Source organism: Psychrosphaera haliotis (assembly GCF_039523615.1).
GTDB classification, from domain to species: Bacteria; Pseudomonadota; Gammaproteobacteria; order Enterobacterales; family Alteromonadaceae; genus Psychrosphaera; species Psychrosphaera haliotis.
In genome coordinates this window covers 324,267-337,853 of sequence record NZ_BAAAFQ010000007.1, presented here as the reverse complement: position 1 = coordinate 337,853, position 13,587 = coordinate 324,267, and the positions used below count along the sequence as shown (strand labels likewise).

Genomic DNA, 13,587 nt, shown 5'->3' with positions numbered 1-13,587 from the left:
TTTACTGACTGCTTAATAAGCGGCGAACCGACCCTTGAAGTCGATTTTGTTCTTGATCAAGCTTTAATAAAGACTGTTCTATAAAGGCCAAATGTTGACCACTTGCTACTCTTGCAGCCTCAGGCTGACTATTTAAAATCGCACTTAATAATTCAAATCGGTGTTCATTAAGCTGAACTCGAATTGATTTATGATCTTTAAAAACCAACAGGTTCTCTTTAATGTTGTGCCTTAATAAATCTTTTACACCTCTTAACAGGTGAACCAATAAAACATTTTGAGCGGCATCTGCAATTGCTAGATAAAACATAACAATAGCATCTGAAACGGAATCTAGATCACTATCATCAAGCGCTTCTATTTCTTCAAATGCAGATTTAATACATTTAAGCTGCGATTCGTCGCCTCGTAATGCGGCGTAATAGGCAACGACACTTTCCAGCGCACAACGAAATTCTAATAAATCATAGTGCGACTCTGGGTTGTTTGCCAAAAGGTCGAATAGTGGTGCAGCAAACGGCGCATCAAGTTGCTGACTTACAAACGTACCGCCACCTTGTTTACGAGTTACTAAACGTTTAGCTTCAAGTTGTTTTATTGCGTCTCGAATGGAAGGACGGGAAACCCCGTATTGCTCGGCAAGATCTCTTTCAGAAGCGAGTTTTTCACCCGCCGCAAAAGTACCATCAATGATTTGGCTTTCTAATTGCGATGCCACTTGTTCTGATACTTTTTTAGTCACTACTTTTGTCACGAGCTGTTCCATTCATGTTTGAATTCAAATTGGTAAATTGGTCTTACCAATATACCAGGATCGTAACAGCTCAAATTTTTAAAGTAAACCCACTAACTAAGTGGCATGACCAGAACAAATGATCATCAAAAAATTTATACAATCTGACCATAAAGCGTTAATAAAGCCACAACTACTAAGAACAAGACCATGTTGCGTTTTGCTAAACGAACCATCTTTTCTGCATTAGCTGCATCAACGGCTTCTATATCCGCTTTACTTTTCTCTAGTCCCTCGGCTGCTAGCGCAACTTGGGTTACTACAAACTTAGAAGATTTTGATAAATTTGCAGAATATTTTAACCATGCTTCTAATCCTCGGCCAAAATGACCAACGAACATGTAACCAACACTCACTAGTCTTGCTGGAACCCACAATAACCACTCTAGCCATTTTGACGCTGTGGCTTGATTACTATCGTCATTTAATGAATCAATGAATTTACCTTCGGCAATATAAAGTACGGTTGTATATAAAATAATACCTGGCACACCTAACACGACATAAAAGAAAATAGGTGCCGCGTAATATTGAAGGTTAATCCAAACTAATGTTTCACCCACACTTTCGTTTTTGTTCTCCGCAGAATCAAAATCTGGACGTTCTGCCTCTTCATTTTCTGATCCCGGATCTTCTATCTCTTCATTACTTGAATCGCCGCTTTCAGACTTGTTACTTTTTGCCTCTTCATTTTCTAGCGGCTCACCCATTAATTTGTAATGTAGAATTGAAGCAGCTTCAGTGTCTTTCCTCTGCTGAGCGTTTAAAAATTGGCGGTAATACTTTCGAAGTGGATAATGACCAATACAGATTGCTAGAACAAATAAGCTAACAACAAAGTCGATAAGTCTGCTATCAAAGATAAAAAGGAAAATGCCAACTGCTACGGCTGGTGCAACCAAAAACAACAACAAGCTAAACGTGTCGTTGTCTTTTATTTTGTAGCTGTATTTTTTTGAGTACCATTTAAGATATCGTGTGGCGTGCCATGGCAAAGACTGCAGAGCAACTCGCTCAACGAGTAACACCATTAGTAATAAAATAAGAGTCATAATTCAGCCTTCAATTCCTTTAGTTAAGTACCACTATAATTGGCTAAAATAACGTTGCCAATCAAAACTATCACCTGGATCTGTTTTCCGTCCAGGCGCGATGTCACTATGACCCACAATATTTTCATCAACAATATCTGGGTAAATTTCTTTTATTTGTTTTGTCACTCCAGCCAAGGTTTCGTATTGAGCATCGGTATAAGGCATTTCATCAGTGCCTTGCATTTCTATCCCAATTGAAAAGTCATTACATTTAGTACGTCCTTTGAAGTTACTAACACCAGCGTGCCATGCTCTGTAATTGAGCGGAACAAACTGCACTAAACTTCCATCACGCTTTATAAATAAATGAGCTGAGACTCTTATTCCAGCTATTGTTTCAAAATAAGGGTGAGTCGAAGGGTTTAACTGTCCAACGAAGAAATCTTCAACATATTTATTATCAAAGTCAGACTCTTGGCTAGCAGGCGGCAAACTTATATTGTGAATAACCAGCAAGCTAATATCTTCTTGTTCGCGAAGGTCACAATGATCCGATTCAATTTTTATTGCCCCCTTTAACCAAACGGGCTCTTTATTTAGCATGGCTAATAGTCCTTTATTCGTCGCTTCCAGTAATTACTTTTTTAATATCAGCAATAAGCTCATCTGTCATAAGTTGAACCGTTTGCCACTGCATATTACTAACCGCGTCAGTTCCAGATTGCTCAATCAACACCCGACAAGTGCTTTCAAGCTCGCCAGCTATTTCTGTTAAGTGATCATATCCATAACTTCCAGCTGAGCCTTTAATTTTATGGCATTCACCTTTAAGCGCTTCTATATCTTGAGGGCCTTTTAACGTCTGTAATAGTTCAACTTGCTTTTCAAGCTGAGATTTATAAAACGTTATCAAATCCTTCATTGTGTCATCATTGATGAGCTTCGATTCATCATTCGATTCGGAGGTAAGATGAGACTTTATAATGGTAATCAATTCAGCTCTATCAACAGGTTTACCAATCGTTCCGTCGCATCCCGCTTCCATATGTAAAGCAACATCCTCTCGCATCACATTAGCTGTTAATGCATAAATTGGCGTATCTTCACCTGCTTGACGTATAAGCTTAGTGGCTTCAAGGCCACCCATTATTGGCATTTGCATGTCCATAAGAATAAGGTCGTAATCATTAGTCAGTACTTTTTCTACTGCTAATTTACCATTGCCAACAATTTCGTAATCTAGGCTTAAAGAGTCTAATATCATTGCGAATAAATATTGATTATCTTCTACATCTTCTGCGACTAAAACCTTGCCTGATATTTGTTTCTCAGTATAGACCTCTTGAGATTCGTATTTTGTCGTTATCGCCGCTAGGTCATCTTCGTTATTAATGAAGTTATCGCCTAGGGGATGTTTGTCATTGGCAACTGAGATATTAATAGTGAAGGTACTTCCACGCCCCAATTGGCTTTCTAATTCGATGTTTCCGCCCAATAGTTTTGCTAAGCTATTGCTAATCACTAAGCCTAAACCAGTGCCACCAAACTTTCTAGATATGCTGACATCCGCTTGCACAAACGGTGAGAAAATCCGTTTCTGAACCTCTTCACTCATTCCAATGCCTGTATCTATAACTTTTACAAAAAGCTTGTTGGTGTCAGGGTCAAACCAAACATCTACATTAACACTGCCTGCTTCTGTAAACTTGATGGCATTGCTTGCTAAATTAATGAGGATTTGTCTCAGTCGAGTAGGATCAGTCCAAATTTTAGCTGGTAACGGGAACCTAAAACTAAAATTGAAGTCTAGATCTTTTTTATTCGCTTGTGATGCAAGTAGTGTATTGACGTCTTGCAGTAAATCGAACAGTTGAATTTCTTGAATTTCAATATCTAACTTATTTGATTCTATTTTAGATAAGTCCAAAATATCGTTAATTAACGCCAACAGATGGCGACCGCTTTTTAATACTCTATTTAACAACTCTGCTTGGTGTGGGTCTTTTAATTCCGTCGATAAAACTTGCTCAGTAAAACCAAGTATCGCGGTTAGTGGTGTTCTAATTTCATGACTGATGTTCGCTACAAATGCACTTTTTAATTCATTTGCTTGTTCGGATAATTCTTTTGCGCTTTCTAATGCTTTGTTTGATTTGGCTAAAGCTGTGTTTGTGGATTCAAGCTCTTCTGTTCTTTCTCTAACTTTGTATTCAAGCTTTAAACGACTATCGCTTTCATTTTCACGATAGACTATTAACTGTCTTACCATCACATTAAATGCTGCAAACAAATCGCCAATTTCATCTTGTCTTGGCATGTCTAATTTTATGTCCAAGTTACCCTGTGCTACTTGCCTCTTGGCTGACGTTAACTTTTCAATAGGCTCAACAATCATCCGACTAAAATTAACGTAAAGCAAAATTGGCGAAATGACGATGGTTAATAATACCGTTAAAATCGAAATCCAAGTGTAAGCCGTGTCTGCAGCAAAAACGCTCTGCTTTTTATGCCCATAAAGCACAAGAAAACGATTCTCAACAATGCGCGCCGCATAATCCATTTGCAACCCATTATTCGTGGTTTCAACAGCTGCGTGGGTGGTGGCACTGTCTTTTAATTTTTGAAATATTTGAGCGGGTAATTCATCACCTAAGTCGAACTGTGGGTAAGCAAACAATATTTTGCCTTTTTGACTTGTGATCATAATTTGGTGTTCGCTAGAAAAGCTATTTCCATCCTTGCTGTCTAAACGAAGCGTTTCTAACCAGTTTGGTTTGCTAATTAATTGAATAAAGCCAATAGAATTTAGCATTGAGTGGCCAGACACATCACTTGAAAACCAAGGTGTTTGGATCATAGATAATGGCGTGTTTGAACTTTCATGATCTAGGATGTGCCAGTCATTATAACTCTTCAAAAAGCCACTGGTATTAAAGTTTGATAAGGGGCCATCTGTCCAAAAGGTGGTGACCTCACTTAAACTATTATCAAATACTCTAATTGCCACTACGTTAGGATAAGTATTAAAGAACACTCTAGAAACCTGTGATAACTGGCTTTCAAACATTAAGGAGTCATTGTCTAAAGACCATTCAGAGGTGACCTTTTTAAACTCACTACTGTTCAAAAAGGTATTTAAAGTGGTTCGTTCTGATTCAAAATATCGATTTAAAGTATCGCTTCTGTAATTAACATCAGTTTGTAAACTGGCGTTTGCAATCTGACGCTGCGCGCTTTCTGTATAACGAATAGACAACCACCCTAAAATTAGGGTGGGTATTAATATAAAAGGTAGTGTAAATAGAACCGCTTTTTGTTGTAAACGCATGTATTATCCGAAGCGACCAAACTCTGTTTTTATTACTTTGAATTGTATAGAGTTTTTATCCATTTTTCTTCTGTAATAAAAGACCAATGCCAACTACTCCACTTTTCGCTAAGGCCAGCTTTGATAACATCTTCTAAAGAGTCACCTTTAGCTCGCTTAGTTTGTACTTCTAGTTTAGTCGCAATAATCATACTAAGCAGGTTTTGCAGATCTTTTTTATTAGCAAGCTCGCCATGACCCGGAATAATAGGTGCAGATTCGTCAATTTTAAGCAGTAAACTAGAGATATTTTGAATATAACCTTTTACTGAACCGCCACCATCTGTATCAATGTATGGAAATCTATTTTGAAAAAATAAGTCACCTAAATGCCAAACATTTGCATTGGCAAAATAAACAACTGAATCTCCATCCGTATGGCCAGCAGGCAAATGCATCACATGCACATCTTCATTATTTAAATGAAGTTTTACACCGGACTCATAAGTAATGACGGGCAATCCTTGATCAGATTTTTTTGCTAGTCGTTTTCTTACATTTTCATGTGCTAACAAACTCGCTGATTTAGAAAAGTAAACGTTGCCACCAGAGTGATCCCCGTGATAGTGAGTATTTACAACATAACTAACCTTTGGCTGCTTAGCCGACTCTATATTAGCAATGGCTTGCTCAATTTTAGGCGCTAGTGGCTCAAACTGATCATCAATCATCAGTGTTCCATCAGCCCCAAGAAGCACACCAATGTTACCGCCAGCACCAGCCAACATATACACATTGTTGGACACTTGCTGAGCTTTTATAACAACATCATCCATAGAGTTGGATATTGCCGCTGGACTCAGCATTGTTGCTGCTAACATTGATATACCAAAGGTTAATTTGTTCATTTTATATCCTTAATATTTTTTAATAGGCAAACTTAGCCTATAAAAGTCTTAATTAGCGCAGACACTGGCGCTGCAGAAGGCTTACCATGTTGCCAATCTCCACCATCAATACCGCTACCAGCTATGTCTACATGCACGTAAGGCAAAGGCTGCTCGCTATCAATATCATGTTTATCTAAGCCCGATACAATGGCTAAGAACGCTAACGGGAACTGGTGACCACGAGCCGTTACTGCTGAGGCGCCATTATTTGATGATAGTAAGTCGTCTGCTTTTGTTTTTGGTGCAACAAAGTCGTAATCTTCACGTCTTGATAAAGATACTTCACATGGGTCAGCAATTAAGTCACCCATTTCAACCATTTTTGAACCTACATTAGCCGCTTTTGCAGCGCCATTCTCAACCAATGCCGTGTATGGACCAACCGCTCTAGCAGCATGACCTGTTAACGTTGCAACCGTGAATAGCGTAGGGTTAACTTCATCAAGCGCTTCTTCACGTAATTTAGATAGTAGATCAGCCATTACTAAGCGGCCTTCAGCGTCTGTGTTACCAATTCTTACTCTAATACCAGAATGGCCAGTGATAATTTCATCTGCTACAAATGCTTCCGCACCTATGCTATTTCGTACAGCGGCTATTTCAGCTACTACTTTTACACCGATTGGTGCTAATTCAGATACCGCTTTCATAAAGCCAGCTACTGCGGCTGCACCGCCTTTATCACGGCTCATACCAGCCATATGCCCGCCAACTTTTAAGTCTGCGCCGCCGGTATCGTAAACAATGCCTTTACCCACTAGCATTAAGGTTTTTTCAATATTGCCTTTTGGTGTGTACTCCAACCTGATCACTCTAGGCTGATGGCGTTCTACTTCAATAGATGCACGAGCTACTGACCACAATAATGGAAACTCTGACTCTAACTTAGCCATATCATCGATTACTGATACTTCAACATTTGTGCCTTCAAATTCTTCTACACAATATTCTGCAAAGCGCGGTGGTGCCATTCTCTCTGGCTCTGTTCCACACAAGTCTCTTGCTACATATTGACCATTAGCAATTGCACTAGCTTCTGCAGCGTCAACATTTTCGCCAACAAGTCCCATTAAGCCAACTGGCTCAATGCTGTCTCCTAACGCTTCACGTGCTTCTAGTGGTTGCCAAAAGGTTTGGCAAAAGCCTAAATAAGATACAACTGTGGCGTTTTGATATTTAACGTCTTCATTTCCTAAAACCACTAGTAGCGGTTTTACCGATCCCATTTCTAGTAACGATTTAGCAGCAGACTTAGCTGCATCAAAATAACGTCGAACATCGTCAAAATAGCGATTTAATGGGCCTGTTGGTGCAAGTACAACTCGCCCCTGTTTTACTGAATCAGAAACGAAACTTACTTCTGATTTTCCAATGCGCTTGTCAACTTCTGCTAACTTAGCTATCTCTTCTAATAACTCATCGGTCAGGCCAGAGTCAAAGGATTGGCCAACAATAACTAAAGCGTCCCAATTTGAATCATTCAGTGCCGTGTTGATATTTGATATTACTAGTGGAGTTGGGTGAGCCATAAAAATCTCTCTAAATTTATAATGTTAGTAAACAATGTTGTGAATTCAACTTATTCATTAATGATACGTAAGTTAATCCTAAAAACCTAAGTCTAATTGATGTTTGTCATCTTCTTGGTCCGACAAGCCAACATGGATGCCCAATAACCTAACGGCTTTTCCGTTGCCTCTGTCAAGCGCCTCGATCATTAGCTGTTGAAGCACAGCTTCATCAATACGTTCATACTTAAGCTCTTTGGTGGTCTGTTGGAAATCACTAAATTTAATTTTTACGCCGAGTTTTCCTAACTTTCGATTACCCACTTTGCTTTCACAGCGCTTGTTTAACTCTGGCAGTAAACTTACGTTGAGTATTTTAAAGAGGATCTCAAGGTCACTAATATCTTTCTCGAACGTTCTCTCAACGCCTATTGATTTCCTAATTCTTGAAACCTCCACTTCTCTTGGATCAATACCTTGGCATCGATTCCATAACACATATCCATACTTTCCAAAGTGTTGTGCCAAGAATGACTCATTACTTTGCTGAATATCAGCACCCGTACTTAGGCCTAAATTTGTTAATTTTTCAGCGGTCACTTTACCAACGCCTGGAATTTTTTTAAGCGGCATGGTTTTAATAAAAGGAAGGATCTCATTAGGCGTTATCGTGAATTGGCCGTTGGGCTTATTTTGATCAGAAGCTATTTTTGCTAGAAACTTTATAGGCGCGATTCCTGCTGAGGCTGTCAGTCCTGTGGCTTCAAAGATTTCTTGTCTTATTTGTTCAGCTATTAACGTTGCTGACCCTTGATGCAACTCGCAATCTGTTACATCTAAATAGGCCTCATCTAGTGAGAGTGGTTCTATTTTGTCGGTGAAACGTTTGAAAACTTGCCGAATGATCTGGCTGGTTTCTTGATAGACGTGCATTCGACCTGGCACTACAACTAAATTGGGACATTTACGCAAGGCGACAGAGGTTGGCATTGCTGAGCTAACACCAAACTGCCTTGCTATGTAATTACAGGTAGATAAAACCCCGCGGCGATCTGAGCGACCGCCTACGGCAACTGGCTTACCAGCTAAGCTAGGGTTATCTCGTATCTCAACGGATACATAAAAGGCATCCATATCGACATGGATAATTTTTTTCTGCTTGCTCATTAACCTCGCCCTATCAAATACGATAGGCTATTTTTAACAACTGTATATAAAAACAGTTAATTGAGCAAGAATATATTTACTCTATTCAGTCAGCTTGTTTTTCTTTTACCATTAACCAGCTCACCGCTGATATTAGTAGAGAAGCGGCACAAACAATAAAGACCATAGATTTATCATCAACTTTATTTAAGAACAAGCTTATACCAAGACTTACAACTAGCTGAGGCAAAACCACAGACAAATTGAACAGGCCCATGTATAAACCCATCTTAGAGTTTTCAACGCGTTCTGACATAATTGCAAACGGCAAACTAACAATTGCAGCCCAACCAACACCGGCAAAGGCCATCATGATGTACATTGATATAGGAGATGTAGTAAATAAGGCAATATATAGATAGGCAAATGCAGTCACTAATAACGCCGCTGCGTGAACCTTAATACGACCAAACTTATTGGCTAATGGTCCTAACGCTAAAGCAGGTAATAACGCTGCGATACCGTTTAAAATAGCAAAGCTGTAAGAGATAGTTTGGCCTAATTCGTCGTCAGATAATAACGTCATTTTTTCTTGTAAAAATGCATAGGTGAATACAAACATAGTTTGAATGCCAATCCAGCTGAACGAATGTGCCGCAAGTACTTTTTGAAACCCTAGGTGACTTTTGCCTGATTTGTTACTTTCATTGTCTTCACTTTTGAATAGAGTCTCAAAAACAAAAAACAACGTAACTAACAAAGCTAATGTTTCCCCCCAGTAATGACTCACTTCTATGTTACTTAGGTGTAAAACACTGGCGTACAGTGAATAAGCTAAGAAGCCCCACAGTGGTTTTATGTCTTTTAATACTTGGACGATGTTAAAATTGTGTTTATCTGTTTCTTGGTTTTCACCAGAGTTTGGTAGCTCTTTTGGCTCTATAACAAAAAAAGTTGGCAAGATTGAAAATAGTAAAACTAAAGCTGCGCCAAAATAGATTAAAACAAAGTTATTCCAATACCCGCCAATTACATAAGCCAATACGCCAAAGGTACCAGATACAGTTTGCATCCAAGTGTAACCTTTAGTTCTTGCTTCTCCTTCTGGAGTAACGTCTGCAATAATTGAACGCGTTGGGTTAAAACTTACATTTATAGACAAGTCTAATGATAGTGCGATGGCAATGGCTACTGCTAAGATACCTATTCCACCAAGAGACTCTGAGATGATGCCTATATTGGGTAAGGCTAATAATGACAATGAAGCTAAGACACCGCCAATTAAAATAAACGGTCTACGCCTACCATTCCAAAACCAAACTTTGTCACTGATAAAACCAACAATTACTTGCCCTAAAATGCCGGCAATAGGACCAGCAGCCCACACGATGCCAATTTCATGGATATCCAAACCATATTGGGTGCTTAGCAACCAGCTTAAAGCAGATATTTGAACTGAAAGTGCGAATCCCATCGCGGTAGAAGGCAGACTCAATAACATGTAAAAACGGCGACTGAGTGACTGTTGAATCTTTAACATTATTATTCTCTATTATTATAATTCTTATTATTATGCTTTTAGCTCTTTGGCTATCCCGCTAATCTATTTGATTTTAGGGATCAAAAAAAGGGCTTAATGCCCTTTCTTTATAATTAAACTAATAAAATCCTAAAACGTTACAAGATTTGGTCTTGTTTCCAACGCTCTTCTTTTTCTAGTCTTTCTTTTCTACGATCACATGGATTGTCGCAGTTACAGGCTTTATCAATACCTAAACTTCCTAAACCACCACAACTACCAGCTAGTGTTTTTTTCTGCAAGATGTAACCAATAGACATAGCAACAAAAACAATCAACAATAAGCCAAGAGTTAACAAAAATATTTGCATGATTAGCCCTTTTCTTCTGGAAATAACTTCTTAAATTCACTCGACATCATACCTGTAAAACCTTGGTCATTTTTAACGATAAGGTAAACCGGTAGTTGAGTGCGTTCTGCATATTCCATTGCTTTTTCTGGCCCCATTACATTAAGCATGGTTGCTGCAGCATCGGCAGTCATTGCTGACGGGTGCATGACAGTAACTGAAACTAATTTATGTGTAATTGGCTTGCCAGTAGTTGGATCGATTGTATGAGAATAACGTACGCCATTTTCTTCAAAATAGTTACGGTAATCTCCTGATGTTGCCATCGCAAGATTTACAGGCCTAACAATAAGCTGCACTTCTCTTCGATCTGAAACCGGCTTTTCTATTGCAACCGCCCACTTCTCACCATTTGGTTTTGAACCGGACAAACGCATTTCACCACCGACTTCTACTAAGTAGTCAAATATACCTAACTTTTCTAAAGCATTAGCAACTTGATCAACACCATAACCTTTAGCAATTGATGAAAAATCAACATATAAGTCATCATGTGCCTTGGTTACTGAGTTGCCTGCTATCGTTAATAAATCCATACCAACCCAGTTGCGAGTTTGATCAATTAACTCTTGCTCAGGTTGCTGCACAACCCGACCATCAGGACCGAATCCCCATAAGTTAACCATAGGGCCAACCGTAGGATCAAACGCACCATTGCTCTCATTATACAAACGCATTGATTCATTTAGTACGGCAATAGTATCGCCAGACAGCAGTTGTGACTCACCAGCTTTAGCTTTATTTAACAAGCTAAGTTCTGAATCAGGCTTATAGGTAGACATCAAGCTATTCACATTTTCTAATTCACCGTTAACCAGCTCAAACAAGTTATTTGATGCTAACTGCTCTTGAGTAGGATAAAGCTTTATATTAAATGTAGTGCCCATGGTTTTACCTTGCAGTAAAACTGGCTGTGCATGATCTTCATTTTGCTTTGGAAAAAAAAGCAAAATGGCCAGCCCGATAAGGGCCAGCCATGTTAATACGACTTGTTTACGAGTCACTTCTACTAACCACCAAAGTCATCTAGAAGGATGTTCTCGTCTTCAACGCCTAAGTCTTTAAGCAAGTTGATAACGGCCGCGTTCATCACTGGAGGACCACACATGTAGAACTCACAGTCTTCTGGCGCTTCATGGTCACGTAAATAGTTTTCAAACAATACGTTATGAATGAAACCTGTATAACCTTCCCAATTGTCCTCTGGTTGAGGATCAGAAAGTGCAACGTGCCAATCGAAGTTTTCGTTTTCTGCTGCTAACTCGTCAAAATCTTCTACGTAGAACATTTCACGCTTAGAACGAGCACCATACCAGAAGCTGATCTTACGCTTAGAGTTTAATCGACGTAATTGGTCAAATATGTGTGAGCGCATTGGAGCCATACCAGCACCACCGCCTACAAATACCATTTCAGCTTCAGTTTCTTTTGCAAAGAACTCACCGAATGGACCAGAGATTGTTACTTTGTCGCCTTCTTTTAAGCTCCAAATATAAGATGACATTTTACCAGCTGGTAATGACAAGTTATTAGGTGGAGGAGAAGCAACACGAACGTTAAGCATGATAATGCCTTCTTCTTCTGGGTAGTTTGCCATTGAGTATGCACGAATAGTCTCTTCGTCTACTTTTGACTCAATACTGAAGAAGTTAAAACGTTCCCAATCCGGACGATATTCGTCAGGAACATCAAAGTCAGAATACTTAACATGATGCGGTGGAGCAACGATTTGGATGTAACCACCTGCGCGGAAAGGAACACTTTCGCCATCAGGAATACGTAGCTTAAGTTCTTTGATGAAGGTTGCTTTGTTATCGTTAGAAATAACTTCACAATCCCACTGTTTAACACCAAAGATTTCAGGCTCAAGTTCAATTTCCATGTCTTGCTTAACAGCAACCTGACATGATAAACGACAACCTTCTTTTGCTTCACGCTTTGTAATGTGACCTTCTTCAGTTGGAAGAATATCACCACCACCTGAATGAACGTGTACACGACACTGACCACAAGTACCACCACCACCACATGCTGATGGGATGAATATACCTTTATCTGCTAGAACGTTAAGTAGCTTACCGCCTGCAGATGCAACAACAGACTTATCTTCGTCTTCGTTGATTAATATTCTAACGTCTCCCGTTGATACTAGCTTAGATTTGGCAAATAAAATTACCAAAACTAACGCTACTACAATAGCGGTAAACATCGATACGCCGAGAACTATTTCCATCGACCTTTCCTTTAATTCTTATCTAAGGGTTTGCAGCCTAAGCTACAAACCGACATTAACCTTACAGAGAGATACCACCGAAAGACAAGAAGCCAAACGCCATCAAGCCAGTAGTAATAAACGTAATACCCAAACCACGCAGACCTGCTGGTACATCTGAATATTTCATTTTCTCGCGAATACCCGCTAGCAATACGATAGCTAACGCCCAACCGATACCAGAACCGATACCGTAAACAACACTTTCAGTGAAAGTTAGGTTTTTAGATACCATGAAAGATACAGAACCGAATATTGCACAGTTAACCGTAATCAATGGTAAGAAAATACCTAGTGCGTTATACAACGGTGGGAAGTACTTATCTAAAATCATTTCTAGAATTTGTACTAATGCCGCGATAACACCAATGAACGTGATAAAGCTTAGGAAGCTCAGATCAACAGACTGAGCTGGGTCAGTAATGCCTAAAACACCGTCTAGCGCACCTGGAGCAAGAATGCCTTGATAGATGATTTGGTTAACAGGTACAGAAATACCTAGAACCACAACTACCGCAACACCAAGACCAATGGCCGTGCTTACTTTCTTTGATACTGCTAAGAAAGTACACATACCTAAGAAGAAAGATAATGCGATGTTTTCTATAAATATCGTTTTAACAAATAAACTTAAATAATGTTCCATCA

Annotated in this window: 12 protein-coding genes; all 12 read right to left on the bottom strand. The window is 39.3% G+C overall.

The genetic code is table 11. The features are described 5' to 3' along the window. Window position 1: 1 nt before the first annotated feature. Window positions 2-754 (bottom strand): GntR family transcriptional regulator, encoded by a 753-nt coding sequence (locus tag ABD009_RS11180; protein WP_343825414.1) that lies wholly within the window; start codon window positions 752-754, stop codon window positions 2-4. A gap of 134 nt (window positions 755-888) precedes the next feature. After that, the gene (gene ampE, locus ABD009_RS11175; protein ID WP_343825412.1) at window positions 889-1,845 is read right to left on the bottom strand and encodes a regulatory signaling modulator protein AmpE; all 957 of its coding nucleotides are present in this window, start codon (window positions 1,843-1,845) and stop codon (window positions 889-891) included. A gap of 33 nt (window positions 1,846-1,878) precedes the next feature. Continuing rightward, the gene (gene ampD, locus ABD009_RS11170) at window positions 1,879-2,430 is read right to left on the bottom strand and encodes a 1,6-anhydro-N-acetylmuramyl-L-alanine amidase AmpD (protein ID WP_343825410.1); all 552 of its coding nucleotides are present in this window, start codon (window positions 2,428-2,430) and stop codon (window positions 1,879-1,881) included. Between the two features lie 13 nt (window positions 2,431-2,443). Next, the gene (locus ABD009_RS11165) at window positions 2,444-5,155 is read right to left on the bottom strand and encodes a HAMP domain-containing hybrid sensor histidine kinase/response regulator (protein ID WP_343825408.1); all 2,712 of its coding nucleotides are present in this window, start codon (window positions 5,153-5,155) and stop codon (window positions 2,444-2,446) included. Between the two features lie 32 nt (window positions 5,156-5,187). Further along, on the bottom strand, window positions 5,188-6,042 hold the full coding sequence (locus ABD009_RS11160) for an MBL fold metallo-hydrolase (protein WP_343825406.1): 855 nt from the start codon (window positions 6,040-6,042) through the stop codon (window positions 5,188-5,190). A 32-nt stretch (window positions 6,043-6,074) separates the two neighbouring features. Further along, window positions 6,075-7,613 carry a M17 family metallopeptidase gene (locus ABD009_RS11155; RefSeq protein WP_343825404.1) on the bottom strand — a complete coding sequence of 513 codons (1,539 nt, stop codon included), beginning with the start codon at window positions 7,611-7,613 and terminating at the stop codon, window positions 6,075-6,077. A gap of 78 nt (window positions 7,614-7,691) precedes the next feature. Beyond that, window positions 7,692-8,759: a DNA polymerase IV gene (gene dinB / locus ABD009_RS11150; protein WP_343825402.1), complete on the bottom strand. Its 1,068-nt coding sequence runs from the start codon at window positions 8,757-8,759 to the stop codon at window positions 7,692-7,694. A gap of 85 nt (window positions 8,760-8,844) precedes the next feature. Further along, entirely contained in the window at window positions 8,845-10,278 is a 1,434-nt protein-coding gene (locus ABD009_RS11145; protein WP_343825400.1) for an MFS transporter, read from the bottom strand. 137 nt (window positions 10,279-10,415) lie between these two features. After that, window positions 10,416-10,628, bottom strand: a complete 213-nt coding sequence (nqrM, locus tag ABD009_RS11140; RefSeq protein ID WP_155696244.1) for a (Na+)-NQR maturation NqrM — start codon at window positions 10,626-10,628, stop codon at window positions 10,416-10,418. A gap of 2 nt (window positions 10,629-10,630) precedes the next feature. Next, on the bottom strand, window positions 10,631-11,671 hold the full coding sequence (locus ABD009_RS11135) for an FAD:protein FMN transferase (RefSeq protein ID WP_343825397.1): 1,041 nt from the start codon (window positions 11,669-11,671) through the stop codon (window positions 10,631-10,633). Between the two features lie 5 nt (window positions 11,672-11,676). After that, a complete protein-coding gene (gene nqrF / locus ABD009_RS11130) occupies window positions 11,677-12,900 on the bottom strand; it encodes an NADH:ubiquinone reductase (Na(+)-transporting) subunit F (protein ID WP_155696245.1) in 1,224 nt (407 codons plus the stop codon). Between the two features lie 61 nt (window positions 12,901-12,961). Then, window positions 12,962-13,585 (bottom strand): NADH:ubiquinone reductase (Na(+)-transporting) subunit E, encoded by a 624-nt coding sequence (gene nqrE, locus ABD009_RS11125; RefSeq protein ID WP_155696246.1) that lies wholly within the window; start codon window positions 13,583-13,585, stop codon window positions 12,962-12,964. Window positions 13,586-13,587: the final 2 nt, after the last annotated feature.

What these genes read in the sequence shown, in the direction of transcription:
- ampE (WP_343825412.1), bottom strand. Translation starts at nt 1,845, where the DNA reads ATGACTCTTATTTTATTACTAATGGTGTTACTCGTTGAGCGAGTTGCT.
- ABD009_RS11155 (WP_343825404.1), bottom strand. Translation starts at nt 7,613, where the DNA reads ATGGCTCACCCAACTCCACTAGTAATATCAAATATCAACACGGCACTG.
- nqrE (WP_155696246.1), bottom strand. Translation starts at nt 13,585, where the DNA reads ATGGAACATTATTTAAGTTTATTTGTTAAAACGATATTTATAGAAAAC.
- nqrM (WP_155696244.1), bottom strand. Translation starts at nt 10,628, where the DNA reads ATGCAAATATTTTTGTTAACTCTTGGCTTATTGTTGATTGTTTTTGTT.
- nqrF (WP_155696245.1), bottom strand. Translation starts at nt 12,900, where the DNA reads ATGGAAATAGTTCTCGGCGTATCGATGTTTACCGCTATTGTAGTAGCG.
- ampD (WP_343825410.1), bottom strand. Translation starts at nt 2,430, where the DNA reads ATGCTAAATAAAGAGCCCGTTTGGTTAAAGGGGGCAATAAAAATTGAA.
- dinB (WP_343825402.1), bottom strand. Translation starts at nt 8,759, where the DNA reads ATGAGCAAGCAGAAAAAAATTATCCATGTCGATATGGATGCCTTTTAT.
- ABD009_RS11145 (WP_343825400.1), bottom strand. Translation starts at nt 10,278, where the DNA reads ATGTTAAAGATTCAACAGTCACTCAGTCGCCGTTTTTACATGTTATTG.
- ABD009_RS11165 (WP_343825408.1), bottom strand. Translation starts at nt 5,155, where the DNA reads ATGCGTTTACAACAAAAAGCGGTTCTATTTACACTACCTTTTATATTA.
- ABD009_RS11160 (WP_343825406.1), bottom strand. Translation starts at nt 6,042, where the DNA reads ATGAACAAATTAACCTTTGGTATATCAATGTTAGCAGCAACAATGCTG.